Here is an 18,855-nt window from a genome sequence, read left to right as displayed (position 1 = left end):
CAGGGGTTTCTGGCGATCAGGTTTAGAAGCTCTTTTGCCATGAGACGTTGAGCGTCCAGTCGGTGGTCATGCCGATGCCATTTAGGTCTTGGTAGACCGGTGTGGTGGCGCGGATGCCGAGGGTGTGGTTGCCGAGCAGTCCCCATTGGCATGGGGTGAGGATGGTGGCGCCGCCACCGGCTTCGATGAGATCGCCGCCGTAGTTGGCTTGGAAGTCATTCGGGGCGCTGTGGCGGTGTGGGCCGTTGTAGTGGCCCTCGATTTCGCCTTCGGTGGATGCGCTGAGCGTGGTGTGGACGGCGAGCCAGTCGGTGACGCGGGCACCGACCCAGGTGACGCTGCCGATGCGGTGGCCTTTGCGGTAGCCGCTGTCGTTGGCGTCTTCGAGGCGGAGGGTGGCGTCGATCTGGGCGCCGAGTTGGAAGCGGTTGAGGTTGTGTTTCCAAGTGAGGCTAGGCAGCAAGTCCCAGGTGCCGGATCCGAGCTGCATGTCGTAGTGGGTGAACATGCCATTGCTCATGATCCCGACATCGCCGGTGGGGGCGGAGATGCCGAGCCCGGCGGTCAGCGACGTGCGCTCCGAGGCGGGCAGCAATGGGATGATGGCGGTGAGGCTGGTGTCGCCCCAGCCTTCGGTGGTGTGGCTGTGCTGGGATGGCTGCATCGCGGGCATGGCACCCATCATGCCGTGTCCGCCATGGCTGCCGCGCATGCTCATGGTCATGTCGTTTTGGATGTAGTTCGCCATCACCATCAGCGTGAGCCAATCGGTGGGGGCGTACATGAGTTCGAGCATGTGCATGTCCATGGTCATCGATTCCGCGGCGGCCTGGAAGCCGAGTTCGAAGACTTGCGCCGTGGTGAGGTCGTTGGTGCCCTGCCGGTGGCCGCCCATTTCCATGCGCATGAGGTGGTAGCCCACCATCCACTCGCCCTTGGCGTGCGCGTGGTCTGGCATGATGCCGGCCGGGGCGTGGGCCAGTGGGTCCGGCTGAGCGACCGACGCGCAGGCGCAGGTGGTGGACTTGGCGGATGGCGTGCCGGCAATGGCTGGAACGAGGGTGAGTGCGGCTGCTGCCGTGATGGTAAGTTTCATAGTGGTGTGTAGCTTGATGCTGGTAGTGATTTTCGTGCGGGCAGTGCCCGCGTGGATTGGGTGCCGGGGGATTGCCCCGGCGGTGGGTTTTGAATTGAGGTGGGACCGGCTGCCGCGGTGGGCAGACGGAGCCGCGGGGCAACGACAGGAGTGTCGTTGCCCCGCGGGGAATGGTCGGTGGGCATGGCGCGGCGCTCGTGGTCGAGCTCCGATTCCGTGAACGCAACCGGGCCGACGTGATAGACGCGCCCTTCCCTATCGCAAGACCAGATCGCCCTTTGGGAGCTTTGGGTCTTTGCGTGAGGATCCTTCCCAGGATCTGTGAAAGACCCCGAGTGGAGTTGATCGATGGGCCACGAAGGAAGGAACCAACCGATGACGCTAGGAATGCCGTCTCTCCAGCGCTGCGCGGGCATGGTGCGCCGCTCGTGGTCGTGCTCCGATTGCGTGAACGCAACCGGGCAGACGTGATCGGTGTGCCCTTCCCTATCGCAAGACCAGATCGCCCTTTGGGAGCTTTGGGTCTTTGCGTGAGGATCCTTCCCGGGATTTGTGGAAGACCCCGAGTGGAGATGATCGATGGGCCACGAAGGACGGAGCCAACCGATGACGGTAGGAATGCCGTCCCCGCAGCGCTGCGCGGGCAGACTTGATCGGCGTGCGCTTGCCGGGATTAGGCGCGGGGCGGGTGGTCGATCGACTGATCGAGCAGCCAGACGAGCTGGTGGTCGTCACGGAGACGGTGCGACGCGATGGTGGCACCGTGGGTTGAGAGAGACGGTAGCCCTAGCGGGGACGCGGTCAGGGCCTCCGTTTTGAGGGTGAGGTCAAGGGTGCGCGAGCGCTTTGGAGCGTCTCCGGATGTGGGTTCGGCGTCGGCCTTTGCGGCGGCGAGGGCGCAACAATGAGAGCAGGGCTCGAGACCGGAGAAGGTGGACTCCACGGCGTCGCTGATGCTCATTTGCTGGCTGCGGTTGACCAACATTCCGGGTAGTGTGCCAAAGCTTCTGCAAAAAGGGTCATGATGATTGATTAGGTTTTTAACAAAACAAGAACCCCTAATCGTCACACCATGACCCCACGACCAGATAAGACCACAACGCCGCAGTTGAAAAGTATTCTTGCCGAGCAGGAAGATTTTCTGAGGCCCTTGGTTCAGAAATTGATGCAGGAGATGCTCGAAGAAGAAATGAACGAGACACTCCAGGCGGTAAAATCAGAACGCAGCGACAGACGCCGAGGTTATCGCAGCGGCAGTTATCAACGCAGTCTCCTGACACGGGTAGGAAGGATCGAGCTGCGCGTCCCTCAAGATCGCGACGGACTCTTCAGCACCGAGATCTTCGATCGCTATCAACGCAGCGAGAAGGCTTTGGTAAGCACCCTGATCGAAATGTACGTGCAGGGCGTCTCGACACGTAAAGTCGCGCAGATCACCGAGGAGCTCTGCGGTCACCGGGTCAGCGCCAGTGTGGTAAGCAGGCTGAACAAAACGTTGGACGAAGAGCTTGAGAACTTTGCCCGACGCAAGCTCAACCACGCTTATCCTTACCTCATCCTGGATGCCCGCTACGAAAAGGTTCGAGAGAACGGCGTGGTGCGCAGCCAGGCTGTGTTGATCGCCATTGGCATCAGTTGGGATGGCCGACGGGAGGTCCTTGCTACCGAGCTCGATCAAAGGGAAAGCGGAAGCAGCTGGAAGAACTTCCTACTTCAACTCAAGCAACGCGGACTGACGGGTGTTGAGTTCTGCGTGACTGATAACCATGCCGGCCTGCGACGAGCTATCAGCGAAGTGCTTCCCGAGGCGCTGTGGCAACGCTGCTACGTCCACTTCCTTCGCAACGCTCTTGATCATCTACCTCGCAAGCATGACGACGACTGCTGCACCGAGCTGCGCTGGATCTATGACCGTCGAGACATCAATGAAGCGCGTCAGGATCTGCGGGCATGGTTGGCGAAGTGGGGAGGCAAATACCACAAGCTCTGTGACTGGGTCGAAAGTGAGATCGAAGAAACGCTCACCTTTTATCGACTTCCCAGAGAGCATCACAAGCATCTCAAAAGCACGAATATGCTCGAGCGACTCAATGAGGAGATTAAGCGTCGTACGCACATTATCCGAACCTTCCCCAACCAGGCTGCAGCCCAACGTTTAATCCGGGCTGTCACGCATCAAGTCCATGAGCAGTGGATCGATCAACACCGCTACCTGAACATGGATCACCTCAAAGAAGCCCAAAAGCTCAGCCTTACTTCAAATCAAACGTCCGCAGCCTGATCATCATCCATCAAACCCTTTTTGCAGAACTTGACGTACATAACCACATTCCGCCCCAGGCAAAGGCTTGCCAGACGCCCCAGTGGGCGCCACCCATGACCAACGCCAAAGCCAATGCGACGAGCCTGAGGCTCCACGCGATGGTGGTTTGGGCAGATGGACGGGCGGTGGTCAAAGTTTGGTGGGAAGTAGCGGGTAGATCGTAGTGATGGGATCCATGCGCGCTTCGCGTGAGCGGTTGGCGGCCTTTATGGAGGATCGGCGGTCCGATGTGCTTTCGTGCGTGGGCTACGCTGGCGAGGAATCGGTGGAAATCAAGCGGGTGAAGCACACCATGCACCGCATCGCGCAGGCCAAAGAAAAACCCACCAGCGCTCAGCGATGTTCGCGTCGCACTGGTGGGCTTGAATTGTGTCCATCATGTGAATCCTGTCTGGAGGATTCACACGGGCGGCTTAGGCCAGGGTCTGGTGGTATTCCTGGATGCTCTGCACGCCGATGCCGGCTTCGCGGATCTTGCGGATGGCACCGATCGCAGCGCGGGAGGCGCTGAGGTTGGTGGCGTGGGAAACGTGGTACTGGATGGCGGCGGCACGGATGCTGCGCTCATCGGCACGGGATTCCTGTGAGCTTGGGGTGTTCACGATGAAGGCGATTTCCTCGTTCTTGATGGCGTCGAGGATGTTTGGTCGGCCTTCGGCGATCTTGAAGATCGGGGTGACAGGAACACCTGCTTCCTCGAGAGCCTTGGCGGTGCCGTGGGTCGAGACCACCTCGAAGCCGAGGTCGGCGAACTCGCGGGCGATTTCGATCACAGCCGGCTTGTCGCGGTCGCGGACCGAGACGAAGACCTTGCCTTCGGTTGGGAGTGGGTTGCCCGAGGCCATTTGGCTCTTGGCGTATGCGGTTTCCCAATCTTTGTCGATGCCCATGACCTCACCGGTGGCCTTCATTTCAGGTCCGAGGATGATGTCGATGCCTGGGAAGCGGGAGAATGGGAAGACAGCCTCCTTCACGGCGAAGTGAGGTGGGATGATCATTTCGGTGAGGCCGAGGTCGGCGAGCTTTTCACCCACCATGACGCGGGCTGCGAGCTTGGCGAGTGGCTTGCCGATGGTCTTCGAAACGAATGGCACGGTACGCGAGGCACGTGGGTTCACTTCAATGACGTAGAGTTCCTCGTCCTTGACGGCGAACTGAATGTTCATCAAGCCGCGGACGTTGAGTTCGCGTGCCATGTCGATGCTGGCGCGGGTGATCTCGTCCTTGATGGCGTCGCTGAGCGAGTAGGCCGGGATGACGCAGGCGGAGTCACCGGAGTGGATACCGGCTTCTTCCACGTGCTGCATGATGGCGCCGACCACGGTGGTCTCGCCGTCGGAGATGCAGTCGACGTCGACTTCCACCGCACCGTCGAGGAAGCGGTCGATGAGGACCGGGCGCTCAGGGCTGGCGTCGACGGCTTTGTTCATGTACTCGCGCAGTTCTGCGTCCGAGTAGACGATCATCATGGCGCGGCCACCGAGAACGAACGACGGGCGCACGAGCACTGGGTACCCGATGCGGTTGGCGTGTTCGACGGCTTCGTCCTCGTTCACAGCGGTGCCGGCTTCGGCCTGCTTGAGGTTGAGTTTGTCGAGAAGTGCGGAGAAGAACTTACGGTCTTCGGCGAGTTCGATGCTCTTTGGCGAGGTACCGATGATTGGCACGCCAGCGGCTTCGAGGTCGGCTGCCAGGTTGAGTGGGGTCTGGCCACCGAACTGGACGATCACGCCGTCGCACTGCTCCTGCTCGTAGATGTTGAGCACGTCTTCGAAGGTCAGTGGCTCGAAGAAGAGCTTGTCCGAAGTATCGTAGTCGGTCGAGACGGTCTCTGGGTTGGAGTTGACCATGATGGTCTCGTAGCCGAGCTCCTTCAGCGCGAAGGCGGCGTGGACGCAGCAGTAGTCGAACTCGATGCCCTGGCCGATGCGGTTTGGTCCGCCGCCGAGGATCATGATCTTCTTCTTGTCGCTGCTACGGGCTTCGTTTTCGGTGCCGTAGGTCGAGTAGAAGTATGGGGTGTAGGCTTCGAACTCAGCGGCGCAGGTGTCGACCAGACGGTACGTTGGAACGATGCCCTGGGCTTTGCGCTCGGCGCGGACGTCGAGTTCGCTGATGCCCTTGGCGCGGGCGATCTGGCGGTCCGAGAAGCCCCACTTCTTGGCTTTGAGCAATGGGAAGTCGGCCAGGTTTGCCTGGGCTTCCACCAGTTCCTCGATGTGCTGGAGGAACCATGGGTCGATCGCGGTGAGGTCGAAAATCTCTTCCTGCGTGAAGCCAGCCTGGAAGGCAGCGGCAAGCCAGAAGATACGCTCCGCGTTCGGGCGGGTCAGGTGGCTGGTGATGAGCTGCTTGTCATCGGTCGGGAAGTCCTTGCCGTCGCCGAGGAGACCGGCGCGTCCGGTTTCGAGCGAGCGCAGTGCCTTCTGGAGCGACTCCTTGAAGGTACGGCCGATGGCCATGGCCTCACCGACACTCTTCATCTGGGTGGTGAGTGTGCTGTCGGCTTCCTTGAACTTCTCGAAGGTGAAGCGTGGCAGCTTGGTGACGACGTAGTCGATGGTCGGCTCGAATGAGGCCGGGGTCTCGCGGGTGATGTCGTTTGGCAGTTCGTCGAGGGTGTATCCGACGGCGAGCTTGGCGGCGATCTTGGCGATCGGGAAGCCTGTGGCCTTCGAGGCCAGTGCCGACGAGCGGCTCACACGTGGGTTCATCTCGATGACGATCACGCGGCCGTCTTCCGGGTTGACCGAGAACTGAATGTTCGAGCCACCGGTCTCAACGCCGATCTCGCGAATCACGGCGAACGACTGGTCGCGGAGGATCTGGTACTCGCGGTCGGTCAGGGTCTGGGCAGGAGCCACGGTGATGGAGTCACCGGTGTGGACACCCATTGGGTCGAGGTTTTCGATCGAGCAGATGACCACGCAGTTGTCCTTGCAGTCGCGCATCACCTCGAACTCGTACTCTTTCCAGCCGAGCAGGGATTCTTCGACGAGCACTTCGTCGACAGGCGAGAGGTCGAGGCCACGGGCGACGATCTCTTCGAACTCTTCGCGGTTGTAGGCGATGCCGCCGCCGCTGCCGCCGAGGGTGAATGCCGGGCGGATGATGATCGGGAAGTTACCAATTTTAGCGGCCACTTCGTGTGCCTCTTCCATGGTGTGGGCGACGTCCGAGCGTGCCACGTCGAGACCGATCTTGAGCATCGCCTGCTTGAAGCGGTCGCGGTCTTCGCCCTTGTCGATGGCGTCGGCGTTGGCGCCGATCATGCGCACGTTGTATTTATCGAGGACGCCGTTCTTGAAGAGGGTCATCGATGTGTTGAGAGCGGTCTGGCCACCGAGAGTCGGAAGCAGCGCGTCTGGCTTCTCACGAGCGATGATCTTTTCCACCACCTCTGGAGTGATCGGCTCGATGAACGTGCGGGCCGCGAACTCAGGGTCGGTCATGATGGTCGCCGGGTTGGAGTTGACGAGCATCACCTCATACCCCTCTTCGGCCAGCGCTTTACACGCTTGCACTCCGGAGTAATCGAATTCGCATCCCTGACCAATGACGATCGGGCCGGAGCCGATCACGAGAATTTTCTTAATGCTGGTGTCCTTTGGCATAACCCTGAAGTCTGACGTTCGAGCAAGGTAGAAAGCCCGCACGGAAAAGCAAAGGGAATGATGCACGTTTCTACACGGCCGTTTTATCCCCCACTGCGCCTGAATATTTTCAAGGTGTAGATTGTTTGCTTGTGTGAATTAGATGAGCGGCCGAATCGCGTGGGGTGATGTCTGTCGATATCGATATCGGTATCGGTATCGGTATCGGTATCCGAGTCGATGATCGCTACGCTCCGATAAAGATTTGGATAAGGATAAAGATAAGGAGGGCGCTTTAATCGTTCGTTCACTCGCGACTGGTGGTGGCCGTTCCCCCTTTCCCTCCGCCGGAGCTGGCCGCTCTTCGGGATCTTCGGGTCTTTGCGTGAGCCTACCCTATCGACGACAAGAATGTCGTCCCCCCCAGCGCTGCGCGTGCATGGTTCACCGGTCCTTATCCTTATCCAAATCTCTATCGGATCTGCGGCGGTCGATGTAGGCCGGCTCGAGCGTCGAACGGATGGCGGAGCGTCACGAGCAACGGCAGGAGTGCCGTTGGTCCAGCGAGGAATGGTTGGCGTGATGTTCAGGTCATTCTGAGCGGTTCACCACAACCCTCCAAAAATCCCATTCATCTTGCCAATCTGTGGAAAAAAACGCGACCGGCGGTGACCGATGTCCCCTGCCCCTCCGCCGGAGCTGGCCGCTCTTCGGGATCTTCGGGTCTTTGCGTGAGCCTACCCTATCGACGGCAGGAATGCCGTCCCCCCAGCGCTGCGCGTGCATGGCTCGTCGATCCTTATCCAAATCTCTATCGGATTTGCGGCGCTCGGTGTATGCCGGCTCGAGCGTCGAACGGATGGCGGAGCGTCACGAGCAACGGCAGGAGTGCCGTTGGTCCAGCGAGGAATGGTTGGCGTGATGTTCAGGTCATTCTGAGCGGTTCACCACAACCCTCCAAAAATCCCATTCATCTTGCCAATCTGTGGAAAAAACGCGACCGGCGGTGACCGATGTCCCCTGCCCCTCCGTCGGAGCTGACCGCTCTTCGGGATCTTCGGGTCTTTGCGTGAGCCTACCCTATCGACGACAGGAATGTCGTCCCCCCCAGCGCTGCGCGTGCATGGTTTGGCAGCTGAACTGATGACGGGGCCTTAGGCGTCAACGGCAGGAGTGCCGTTGGTCCATCGGGGAATGGTCGCCGTGTGGTTGACGTCTTGCGAGCGATTCACAGCAGCCCACATGAAATCCTCCCCATCCTGCCAATCTGTGGAAAAAAACTGCGACCACCGGCGACCGCTGTCCCCTTCCCCTCCGCCGGAGCTGAACTCGCTCTGCGTCTCCGCGTCTCTGCGTGAGCCTAGCCCCCGTAGCGAGGGAAGCGGCCGTGCTGGAGGAACGTGCTGGCGGCATCGAGAGCGTCGAGGGTGCCGAGGTCGAACCAATCGCCGCTGTCGGCGATGTGGGTGTGAGGCGGGGCGCCCTGGCGGATCTGGTCGAGCCATGTGTCGACGATTGAGAAGCCATTGCCTGGCGCAGGCAGGGCGGCGAGGGCGGCGGCGTCCATGAAATAGACGCCGGTGAACTGAGTGGCCAAGGCATCGGCCGGGAGCACCCTACCCTCCCCTTTTAGAATGTGGCGGGCGTCGACCAGGTCGTGGCTGTTGGCATCGATGGTGAGGTTGCGCGATTCGCCATCGGTGCGGACGACGAGTGTGGTGCCACCGGACTTAGCATGGGCGCGGAAGGCATCGGCCAATGGGAAGTCGGCGAGGATGTCGCCATTGTAGATGGCGAGCGAGTCGTCCTGAGGGCCGAGCAGGTCGCGGATATTGGAGATGCCGCCGCCGCTGTCGAGCAGCGTAGGCTCGTGGCGCAGCAGGATCTGGCGTCCGCGGTAGGATTTGTCGGGGAAGGCGTCCTGGTAGGCCTCCGGGCAGTGGTGGGTGTTGACGATGAAGCGTTCGACACTGAGCTCCGCGATCAAGTGGTCGAAGGCGAAGGTGATGAGTGGTTTTCCGTTCACCGGGACCAGAGGTTTTGGCCGGTTGTTGGTGAGTGGGCGGAGGCGTGTGCCGAGGCCTGCTCCGAGGACGAATGCGGTGCGCAACATGGGCAATGGGATAACGTGGATCCGTTGCGATGTCATTCCCGAATCGTGGGCGCGGACGTCCGAGTGATGCGGGATCTTTCAAAACATTGCATTTATCAAAGGAATCCGTAGGGTAGCGCCATGAATATTCTTGTGACCGGCGGTGCCGGATTCATCGGATCTAACCTCGTTCACTTCCTCCTGCAAAAGGCGGAGGCAGAGACCGGCGTGGCCGTTGGCACCGTGGTCAACGTGGACAAGCTGACTTACGCGGGCAACCTCTCAAGCCTGGCCGACCTTGATGGCGACAAGCGCCACGTCTTTGTGCAGGCCGACATCATGGACGAAGCCAAGATGCTCGAGTTGCTTAAGACCTACGAGATCGACGGGGTGATGCACCTGGCGGCGGAGTCGCATGTCGACCGCTCGATCGACGGGCCGGAGGATTTCATCCAGACCAACTTCGTAGGAACATTCCGTCTGTTGCAGGCGGTGAAGGCTTATTACGAAGGGTTGGAAGGTGACAAAAAAGACAGCTTCCGATTCCTCCACGTCTCCACCGACGAAGTGTATGGCACGCTGAGCAACGAGGATCCTGCGTTCTCCGAAACCACACCGTATGCGCCTAACAGCCCGTACTCGGCATCGAAGGCAGGCAGCGACTTCCTCGTCCGCGCATACCACCACACCTACGGGTTGCCTGTGGTAACGACCAACTGCTCAAACAACTACGGACCTTTCCAGTTCCCTGAGAAACTCATTCCTTTGATGATCCAGAAGATCATCCGCGGCGAGAAGTTGCCGGTCTACGGTGATGGTAGCAACATCCGCGACTGGCTTTATGTCGAAGACCACGGCCGCGGGCTCTTCTGCGCGCTGACCAAGGGACGTCTCGGCGAGACCTACAACATCGGCGGCAAGTGCGAGATGAAGAACCTGGACGTGGTGCACACGCTGTTGCGCATTCTCAACGAGAAGGGCTACGAGCACGCGACCGAGGAGCTGATCACGTTCGTCACCGACCGCCCGGGCCACGATTGGCGCTATGCGATCGATTGCTCGAAGATCGAAAACGAGCTCGGATGGGAGCCTCAGGAAACCTTCGCCACCGGGATGGAAAAGACCATCCAGTGGTACCTCGACAACACCGAGTGGATCGCTGCGATCGAAAATGGCAGCTACCGCGGTGAGCGTCTCGGCCAAGGCTGAGCGCGAAGGGATTCGATCCATTATTACTCAGGCCGCCTGTGATGACGCAGGCGGCCTGTTTTGTGTTTGGGGGGGGGCAGGAACCGCGAAGAACGCGAAGTTCACGAAGAGGATGAGGACGGAGCCGTGAGCTCGACGGCAGGAATGCCGTCCCACCAGCGCTGCGCATGCCTGGTTCGGCCGTTGAGCTGATGACGGCGCCTTCCGCATCAACGACAGGAGTGTCGTTGGTCCATCGGGGGATGGTGTTCGTAAGGGGTGCGATGGAGCTGCCACACTCCTGTGGTAGAGAGCGGCTCACAGCACTCCACATAAAGTCCTCCCAATCCTGAAATCTGCGGAAGAAAAACGCGACCACCGATGACCGCTGCCCCCGCTTCTCCGCCAACGGAGCTGGCCGCCCTTTGGGATCTTTGGGTCTCTGCGTGAGACTACCCCATAGACGGCAGGAATGCCGTCCCCCCAGCGCCGCGCGTGCCTGGTTCGGCCGTTGAGCTGATGACGGGGCCTTCCGCATCAACGACAGGAGTGTCGTAGGTCCATCGGGGAATGGTGGGTTATGTACGTCAAGTTCTGCAAAAAGGGTTTGATGGATGATGATCAGGCTGCGGACGTTTGATTTGAAGTAAGGCTGAGCTTTTGGGCTTCTTTGAGGTGATCCATGTTCAGGTAGCGGTGTTGATCGATCCACTGCTCATGGACTTGATGCGTGACAGCCCGGATTAAACGTTGGGCTGCAGCCTGGTTGGGGAAGGTTCGGATAATGTGCGTACGACGCTTAATCTCCTCATTGAGTCGCTCGAGCATATTCGTGCTTTTGAGATGCTTGTGATGCTCTCTGGGAAGTCGATAAAAGGTGAGCGTTTCTTCGATCTCACTTTCGACCCAGTCACAGAGCTTGTGGTATTTGCCTCCCCACTTCGCCAACCATGCCCGCAGATCCTGACGCGCTTCATTGATGTCTCGACGGTCATAGATCCAGCGCAGCTCGGTGCAGCAGTCGTCGTCATGCTTGCGAGGTAGATGATCAAGAGCGTTGCGAAGGAAGTGGACGTAGCAGCGTTGCCACAGCGCCTCGGGAAGCACTTCGCTGATAGCTCGTCGCAGGCCGGCATGGTTATCAGTCACGCAGAACTCAACACCCGTCAGTCCGCGTTGCTTGAGTTGAAGTAGGAAGTTCTTCCAGCTGCTTCCGCTTTCCCTTTGATCGAGCTCGGTCGCAAGGACCTCCCGTCGGCCATCCCAACTGATGCCAATGGCGATCAACACAGCCTGGCTGCGCACCACGCCGTTCTCTCGAACCTTTTCGTAGCGGGCATCCAGGATGAGGTAAGGATAAGCGTGGTTGAGCTTGCGTCGGGCAAAGTTCTCAAGCTCTTCGTCCAACGTTTTGTTCAGCCTGCTTACCACACTGGCGCTAACTCGGTGACCACAGAGCTCTTCGGTGATCTGCGCGACTTTACGTGTCGAGACGCCCTGCACGTACATTTCGATCAGGGTGCTTACCAAAGCCTTCTCGCTGCGTTGATAGCGATCGAAGATCTCGGTGCTGAAGAGTCCGTCGCGATCTTGAGGGACGCGCAGCTCGATCCTTCCTACCCGTGTCAGGAGACTGCGTTGATAACTGCCGCTGCGATAACCTCGGCGTCTGTCGCTGCGTTCTGACTTTACCGCCTGGAGTGTCTCGTTCATTTCTTCTTCGAGCATCTCCTGCATCAATTTCTGAACCAAGGGCCTCAGAAAATCTTCCTGCTCGGCAAGAATACTTTTCAACTGCGGCGTTGTGGTCTTATCTGGTCGTGGGGTCATGGTGTGACGATTAGGGGTTCTTGTTTTGTTAAAAACCTAATCAATCATCATGACCCTTTTTGCAGAATCTTTGGCACACTACCGGAATGGTGTTCGTAAGGGTTGCGATGGAGCTGCCACACTCCTGTGGTAGAGAGCGGCTCACAGCACTCCACATAAAATCCTCCCAATCCTAAAATCTGCGGAAGAAAACCCCGACCATCGGTGACCGCTGCCCCCTTCCCTGCCGCCGGAGCTGGCCGCCCTTTGGGATCTTTGGGTCTCTGCGTGAGACTACCCCATCGACGGCAGGAATGCCGTCCCCCCAGCGCTGCGCGTGCATGGTTCGGCAGCTAAACTGATGACGGGGCCTTCCGCATCAACGACAGGAGTGTCGTTGGTCCATCGGGGGATGGTGTTCGTAAGGGTTGCGATGGAGCTGCCACACTCCTGTGGTAGAGAGCGGCTCACAGCACTCCACATAAAATCCTCCCAATCCTGAAATCTGCGGAAGAAAAACGCGACCACCGATGACCGCTGCCCCCTTCCCCGCCGCCGGAGCTGGCCGCCCTTTGGGATCTTTGGGTCTCTGCGTGAGACTACCCCATCGACGGCAGGAATGCCGTCCCCCCAGCGCTGCGCGTGCATGGTTCGGCAGCTGAGATGATGACGGGACATTCCGCATCAACGACAGGAGTGTCGTTGGTCCATCGGGGAATGGTGTTCGTAAGGGTTGCGATGGAGCTGCCACACTCCTGTGGTAGAGAGCGGCTCACAGCACCCTACATAAAGTCCTCCCAATCCTGAAATCTGCGGAAGAAAAATGCGACCATCGGTGACCGCTGCCCCCTTCCCCGCCGCCGGAGCTGAACTCGCTCTGCGTCTTAGCGATAGCGTGGTCTCTGCGTGAGCCTCCCCCCGACACAAAAAACGGCCGCCGCCCCGGGAAGGGAGCGGCGGCCGCATCGAAAGCGTATCGCTTCGGCAATTATGCCAATGCCTCAAGCTTCTGCTGGAGGGCGTCTTTAGGAGTGCCGGCACCGACCACGGTGTCCTTCACTTCGCCGTCCTTGAAGAAGAGCATCATTGGGATCGAGGTCACGTTGAACTGACCGGCGAGTGCGCGGTTCTCATCAACGTTCACCTTCACCACCTTGGCCTTGCCCGCCACGTCGGTAGCGATCTGGTCGAGGACAGGCGAGATCATTTTGCATGGTCCGCACCACTCTGCCCAGAAGTCCACGAGAACCGGGACATCGGATTCAACGACTTCAGAAGCGAAATTGGCTTCGGTACCTGTAATTGTGTGTTCGTTCGACATAACGGAGATAAGTTGGTTGGATTGGGGTGCCGCGTCAAGCGTCGGTACCTGTAGGTTTGGTTTCGAATTTTTCCAAAGCGCAGCGCGAGGCTCCACTTCGTCACGTCATGGATGCCGTCGGCCGCGATCTTTATTCCGCGAATTATCGGACAGAGTAAGTCCGGTCGTAGATGGCGGCCTCTGCAGTTTCAGCGATCCGCGCAGCTGGCTACCGGCTTTCCTCGTAGCTGGCGAAAACCGGAGCCAATGCGGCCTCGACCGGATGTCCGGCCACCACCTGCTGCAGGTTTTCCACCGCGCGTGGTATGTAGTTGAGATACTGCGTTTTCCCCAGGTTGTGGGACAAATTGCCGTACGCGCCCAGGGCCTGCATCAACCGCTGGATCGCACAGGCAGTGAAAACCTTGCGCCGTGCGTCTCTATCCATTCCGCGGTGCGCGTAGTACGCGTCGACCAACTGATCGATCGTATCTGCCGAGAGATCGACATACGGGTCGTACACCAACGACGCCACATCGTACTCGGGCAAGCCAAGCCGCACGCCCTGGTAGTCGATCAACGCAACGCCACCGTCGTTGACGATCACATTCTGCGATTGGAAATCGCGGTGCACCAGACAACGCGGACGCTCGGCATCCAGTAGCGACGCCACTTCCGCCAGGGCTGGAGACTGTGCGGCCAGCATCACCTCGTGCGCTGCCATTTTGAGATGCGTGCCGGCAAAGTGTTCGAAAAAGTACCCTTGCTCCCACTTGTAGAGCGCGTGGTTGAATTCAAGCTCCATCTGGTCGGCCAGCGTCTCCGGCACCGTGGATTCGTCCACTGCGTGCAGCACGGCCACCGCCTCGAGTGTGGTCGTGTAGGCTTTGAGGATGTCGTCTTTGGCTCCGCCAATTGCCACATCCCACAAGCTGATGCGCCCGAGGTCTTCCATCACGTACCAGCCGTCCTCCGGCTCGTGGCGGGCGATCGCGGGAACTCGCACACCCAATGCCTCGAGCTCGGCAGTCAGGCTCGTGAACTTGGCATTCTCCGGCTGCGACGGGTCATAAAGGCACAGCACTTGTGGGTCCAGAGTCTGGCCGTCGGTGATGCGGAAATAGCTCCGCAATGAACCGCCACCAGCCACTGCTTCGATCGTGATTTGATCGCGATGCGCGCCGCCAAAAAATGCTTCGGCAGCTGCTGCAGGGGTGACGCGAAAATGAGGAACGACAGACGGCATGGTGAAAGCCCGCATTATGCCACGGATTTGCCCGACGCCAATCAGAAGTCCCCATCGAGCACTCTGCGCTGCGGATCAGGCTCGATGGGGGGGCTCACGCAGAGACGCAGAGGGCTTAATGCACCGGCGCAAGAGGAAGGGGGCGTCGGTAACCGCGGGTCGCGTTTTTCTTCCGCAGATTACAGGATTGGGAGGATTCGAAGTTGGTGTGGGTGAATCGCTCGGAATGACGGAAACCGCACATCAACCACAGGAGTGTGGTAGCTCCATCGCAACACGAACAATGACCATTCCCTGGTGGACCAACGACACTCCTGTCGTTGACGCGTAAGGCCCCGCTGTCCGTCCGGCGCTCGATCCATCCTGCATCGCCCGCAGTGAATCCGAGAAAGATTTGGATAACGAGCTCCGCACTATGCCTGCGCAGCGCTGGAGGGACGGCAATCCTGCCGTCGATGGGGGAGGCTCACGCAAAGACCCAAAGATCCCGAAGGACGGTCAGCTCCGGCGGCGGGGAATGGGGGAAACGGTCGCCGCCAGCCGCGGGGGTATTTTTCCGCAGATTACAGGATTGGGAGGATTCGAAGTGGGGGTGGGTGAATCGCTCGGAATGACGGAAACCGCACATCTACCACAGGAGTGTGGTAGGTCCATCGCAACACGCGCAGCTGCCATTCCCCGATGGACCAACGACACTCGTGTCGTTGACGCGTAAGGCTTCGTCATCCGACTACCGCTGGAGCCACCCTGAATCGACTGCAGAGGATCCGATAAGGATTTGGATAGGGATAAAGATAAAGGCTGGCGAACCATGCATGCGCAGCACTGGTGGGTCGGCATTCCTGCCGACGATGGGGAAAGCTCACGCAAAGACCCAAAGATCCCGAAGGACGGTCAGCTCCGGCGGCGGGGAATGGGGGGAAACGGTCGCCGCCAGCCGCGGGGGTATTTTTCCGCAGATTACAGGATTGGGAGGATTCGAAGTGGGGGTGGGTGAATCGCTCGGAATGACGGAAACCGCACATCTACCACAGGAGTGTGGTAGGTCCATCGCAACACGCGCAGCTGCCATTCCCCGATGGACCAACGACACTCGTGTCGTTGACGCGTAAGGCTTCGTCATCCGACTACCGCTTGAGCCGCCCTGAATCGACTGCAGAGGATCCGATAAGGATTTGGATAGGGATAAAGATAAGGGCTGGCGAACCATGCACGCGCAGCGCTGGTGGGACGACATTCCTGTCGTCGATGGGGGAGGCTCACGCAAAGACCCAAAGATCCCGAAGAGCGACTAGATCCGGCGGCGGGGGAAGGGTGACGTCGATCACCTGTGGGTCGCATTCTTTCCGCAGATTACAGGATTGGGAGGATTCGAAGTGGGGGTGGGTGAATCGCTCGGAATGACGGAAACCGCACATCTACCACAGGAGTGTGGTAGGTCCATCGCAACACGCGCAGCTGCCATTCCCCGATGGACCAACGACACTCTTGTCGTTGACGCGTAAGGCTTCGTCATCCGACTACCGCTTGAGCCGCCCTGAATCGACTGCAGAGGATCCGATAAGGATTTGGATAGGGATAAAGATAAAGGCTGGCGAACCATGCATGCGCAGCACTGGAGGGTCGGCATTCCTGCCGACGATGGGGGGGCGCCTTCATCCATTCGCCATCAAATCCTACCCATCCCGTAATCTGTGGAAAAACAACGCGACCCGCGGTTGCCGACGCACCCTTCACCTCGCGACGGTGTATTGAGCCCTCCGCGCCTCCAAGTGAGCCATTTCGGGTCGCTGAAAACGCGGAAACGGAAAACCAGAACCCTCATCTCCCCTCTTTACTCACGGGCAATTGCAGCGGACGTTGGGCGGTCATGAAGTTTTCCGATCTCCGCCTTCACCCGGATGTGCTCCGCGCCATCGACGACGCAGGCTATACCCACCCTACCCCGATTCAGCGCAGTGCGATTCCCCGTGTGCTGGCGGGCAAGGACGTGCTGGGCATCGCGCAGACGGGCACCGGCAAGACTGCGGCCTTCACGCTGCCGATGATCCATCGCTTGCTCAAAGAGACGCCACGCGCCGAAGGTACTCGTGCGCTTATCATTGCACCTACCCGCGAGCTGGCGATGCAGATCGACGAGAACGTGCGCAAGTATTCCGCGCATACGGACTTGAGCATCGGAGCGGTCGTGGGGGGGGTGGGCGAGAGCCCGCAGATCGAGGCGCTCGACAAGGGCGCCGACATCATCATCGCAACGCCGGGGCGTCTCAGCGATCTGATCGCTGACGGTCACGGAAAGTTCGGCGCGCTTGAGTTCCTCGTCCTCGACGAGGTCGACCGCATGCTCGACATGGGCTTCCTGCCACAGGTGAAGGAAGTGACGCGCGGCTTCCCACGCAAACGCCAGACATTGCTTTTCTCCGCCACCTTGGCCAAGCCGGTGCGTGAGATCACCGGTCATTTCCTCAAGGAGCCGTCGATCATTGAAATCGGCAAGCAGGCGACTCCGGCCGATACTGTCGATCAATCGGTGGTGAACGTGGAGCCGCACCTGAAGCAGGCGCTTTTGGAGCATTTGCTTGAGGACCACAATTTCTACACCGTACTCGTTTTCGCCAGCATGAAGCAGGACGCGGAGGATCTCGGCAAGCGTCTCGCGAAGTCGGGAGTCTCGGTGGCTGTGCTCCATGGCGACCGCAGCCAGAACCAGCGCAGCCGGGCGCTTGATGATTTCCGCTCGGGTAAGATCCGCGTGCTCGTGGCCACCGACGTGGCGGCCCGCGGCATCGACGTCGATGGCGTGACGCATGTGATCAACTATGACTTTCCTCGCAAGAACGACGACTACGTTCATCGCATCGGTCGTACCGGACGCGCTGGTGAGAATGGCCGTGCGATCACGTTTGTGACCCACCGCGACCGCGATGGGCTGCGTCGTCTTGAGCGGTTTATCGAGCGGACGTTGCCACGTGATGAGGTGGCTGGATTCGACTTTGATCAGTTCCCCCCCGAGCACCATCTCGGGCCGCGCCGTAGCAAGCCAAAGCGCAGCGCGGATCCACGCGACGTGAAGCGCGCGGAGGAGAAGGAAAAGGCGAAGAACCGCCGCAAGCCGGTGAAGCGCAAAGCGCCGGCGAAGAAGGTCGCCCGCAAGTCCGCGCCGAAGAAACGCCGCCGATAGGTGGCTGCGGATGTGTTAGCCACAGATGCGCACGGATGCTCACAGATGGATTGTTTTATTTGTGACGTTTGCCAGTTAGGCATCACCGACGCGACCAACGTTAGATTCTCTTAATTCTCCCACACCATGACGCCCGAACTCGTTCAACAAGTCACCACTCGTCTTGATCGCATCGAATCGATGCTGCCGGAGCTGGAAAGCTATCTGGTGGAGCTGCAACAGGGGGAGCTGGAAATTGACAGCAAGCTCAACGACTTCGATCTGGTCACGCATGCTGACCTCGCCAGCGAGAAGCGGTTGGTGGAATTTATCCGCGAGCACTTCCCCACCGATGGCATTGTCGCCGAGGAAGGGTCTCAGGATGCAGACGAAGCCACCCGTAGCGATGGCTTCCGCTGGGTGCTCGATCCGATTGATGGCACGGTCAACTTCGCCAACGGCTTGCCGATGTGGGCAATTTCCATCGGTCTGCTCCACGAGGGCGTGCAGGTCGGGGCCATTGTGTCCGCTCCGAGTCTTCACCTTCGCTACCGCGCGGCGAAGGGCCAAGGTGCCACCTGTAATGGACGCCCGATTTCTGTGAATGAGAAATCTCCACTGGCCAAAGGGATCGTGGTGACCGGGTTCCCCTACGACCGCGCCAAGCGCGCCGAGCCATTGTGCGACGCATTGGGCAACATGCTGCGCACTGCGGGCGGCGTGCGCCGTCTCGGAGCCGCAGCGCTCGACTTCTGCCTCGTTGCGGATGGTCGCTTCACTGGCTACTACGAAATGGCACTGAAACCCTGGGACACCGCAGGCGGTACGCTCATCGTTCAAGAAGCTGGAGGCCGCGTGACCGACCTCGCTGGCGGCGATTACGAAATCTTCGAGAGCCAGGCGGTGGTCGCGACCAATGGTTTGGTCCATGACCAACTCATCGAAGCCGCAGCGCCATTGTTGCGCGCGATCGCGATTGATTAAAGTGCGCTCTCGCCACGCTCGTTGCCGTTTAGCTCGGTCAGAACGACGCGTGTAAACCGTCCCT

The 18,855-nt window shown here is 59.6% G+C and carries 11 protein-coding genes; 4 read left to right on the top strand and 7 right to left on the bottom strand.

The window, feature by feature from the left end:
• Positions 1-22: 22 nt before the first annotated feature.
• The gene (locus G3M56_RS01935; protein WP_164365222.1) at positions 23-1,096 is read right to left on the bottom strand and encodes a transporter; all 1,074 of its coding nucleotides are present in this window, start codon (positions 1,094-1,096) and stop codon (positions 23-25) included.
• Between the two features lie 673 nt (positions 1,097-1,769).
• The gene (locus tag G3M56_RS01930; protein WP_235203531.1) at positions 1,770-2,081 is read right to left on the bottom strand and encodes a hypothetical protein; all 312 of its coding nucleotides are present in this window, start codon (positions 2,079-2,081) and stop codon (positions 1,770-1,772) included.
• An 87-nt stretch (positions 2,082-2,168) separates the two neighbouring features.
• Here G3M56_RS01930 and G3M56_RS01925 point away from each other — a divergent pair, with 87 nt between their 5' ends.
• Entirely contained in the window at positions 2,169-3,377 is a 1,209-nt protein-coding gene (locus tag G3M56_RS01925; protein WP_235203327.1) for an IS256 family transposase, read from the top strand.
• A gap of 455 nt (positions 3,378-3,832) precedes the next feature.
• Here the strand turns inward: G3M56_RS01925 and carB are convergent, their stop codons facing one another.
• Both carB and G3M56_RS01915 read right to left on the bottom strand, forming a co-directional pair.
• Positions 3,833-7,033 (bottom strand): carbamoyl-phosphate synthase large subunit, encoded by a 3,201-nt coding sequence (gene carB, locus G3M56_RS01920; protein ID WP_164365727.1) that lies wholly within the window; start codon positions 7,031-7,033, stop codon positions 3,833-3,835.
• Between the two features lie 1,339 nt (positions 7,034-8,372).
• On the bottom strand, positions 8,373-9,125 hold the full coding sequence (locus G3M56_RS01915; protein WP_164365726.1) for a sugar phosphate nucleotidyltransferase: 753 nt from the start codon (positions 9,123-9,125) through the stop codon (positions 8,373-8,375).
• 120 nt (positions 9,126-9,245) lie between these two features.
• Here G3M56_RS01915 and rfbB point away from each other — a divergent pair, with 120 nt between their 5' ends.
• Positions 9,246-10,313, top strand: coding sequence for a dTDP-glucose 4,6-dehydratase (gene rfbB / locus G3M56_RS01910; protein WP_164365725.1), 1,068 nt, complete (start codon positions 9,246-9,248; stop codon positions 10,311-10,313).
• 600 nt (positions 10,314-10,913) lie between these two features.
• Here the strand turns inward: rfbB and G3M56_RS01905 are convergent.
• From G3M56_RS01905 to G3M56_RS01895, 3 genes are all read right to left on the bottom strand, one after another.
• Positions 10,914-12,122: an IS256 family transposase gene (locus G3M56_RS01905; protein WP_235203327.1), complete on the bottom strand. Its 1,209-nt coding sequence runs from the start codon at positions 12,120-12,122 to the stop codon at positions 10,914-10,916.
• 967 nt (positions 12,123-13,089) lie between these two features.
• The gene (trxA, locus tag G3M56_RS01900) at positions 13,090-13,422 is read right to left on the bottom strand and encodes a thioredoxin (RefSeq protein WP_164365654.1); all 333 of its coding nucleotides are present in this window, start codon (positions 13,420-13,422) and stop codon (positions 13,090-13,092) included.
• Positions 13,423-13,630: 208 nt separating this feature from the next.
• Positions 13,631-14,647, bottom strand: a complete 1,017-nt coding sequence (locus G3M56_RS01895; protein ID WP_164365655.1) for an aminoglycoside phosphotransferase family protein — start codon at positions 14,645-14,647, stop codon at positions 13,631-13,633.
• A 1,870-nt stretch (positions 14,648-16,517) separates the two neighbouring features.
• Here G3M56_RS01895 and G3M56_RS01890 point away from each other — a divergent pair.
• Together G3M56_RS01890 and G3M56_RS01885 are read left to right on the top strand one after the other, a co-directional pair.
• Entirely contained in the window at positions 16,518-17,828 is a 1,311-nt protein-coding gene (locus tag G3M56_RS01890) for a DEAD/DEAH box helicase (protein WP_164365656.1), read from the top strand.
• A 126-nt stretch (positions 17,829-17,954) separates the two neighbouring features.
• Entirely contained in the window at positions 17,955-18,791 is an 837-nt protein-coding gene (locus G3M56_RS01885) for an inositol monophosphatase family protein (RefSeq protein WP_164365657.1), read from the top strand.
• Positions 18,792-18,855: the final 64 nt, after the last annotated feature.

Source organism: Sulfuriroseicoccus oceanibius (assembly GCF_010681825.2).
Lineage (GTDB): Bacteria > Verrucomicrobiota > Verrucomicrobiia > Verrucomicrobiales > SLCJ01 > Sulfuriroseicoccus > Sulfuriroseicoccus oceanibius.
Note: the sequence above shows the minus strand (reverse complement) of the source record. Positions and strands in the feature narration are given on the sequence as shown.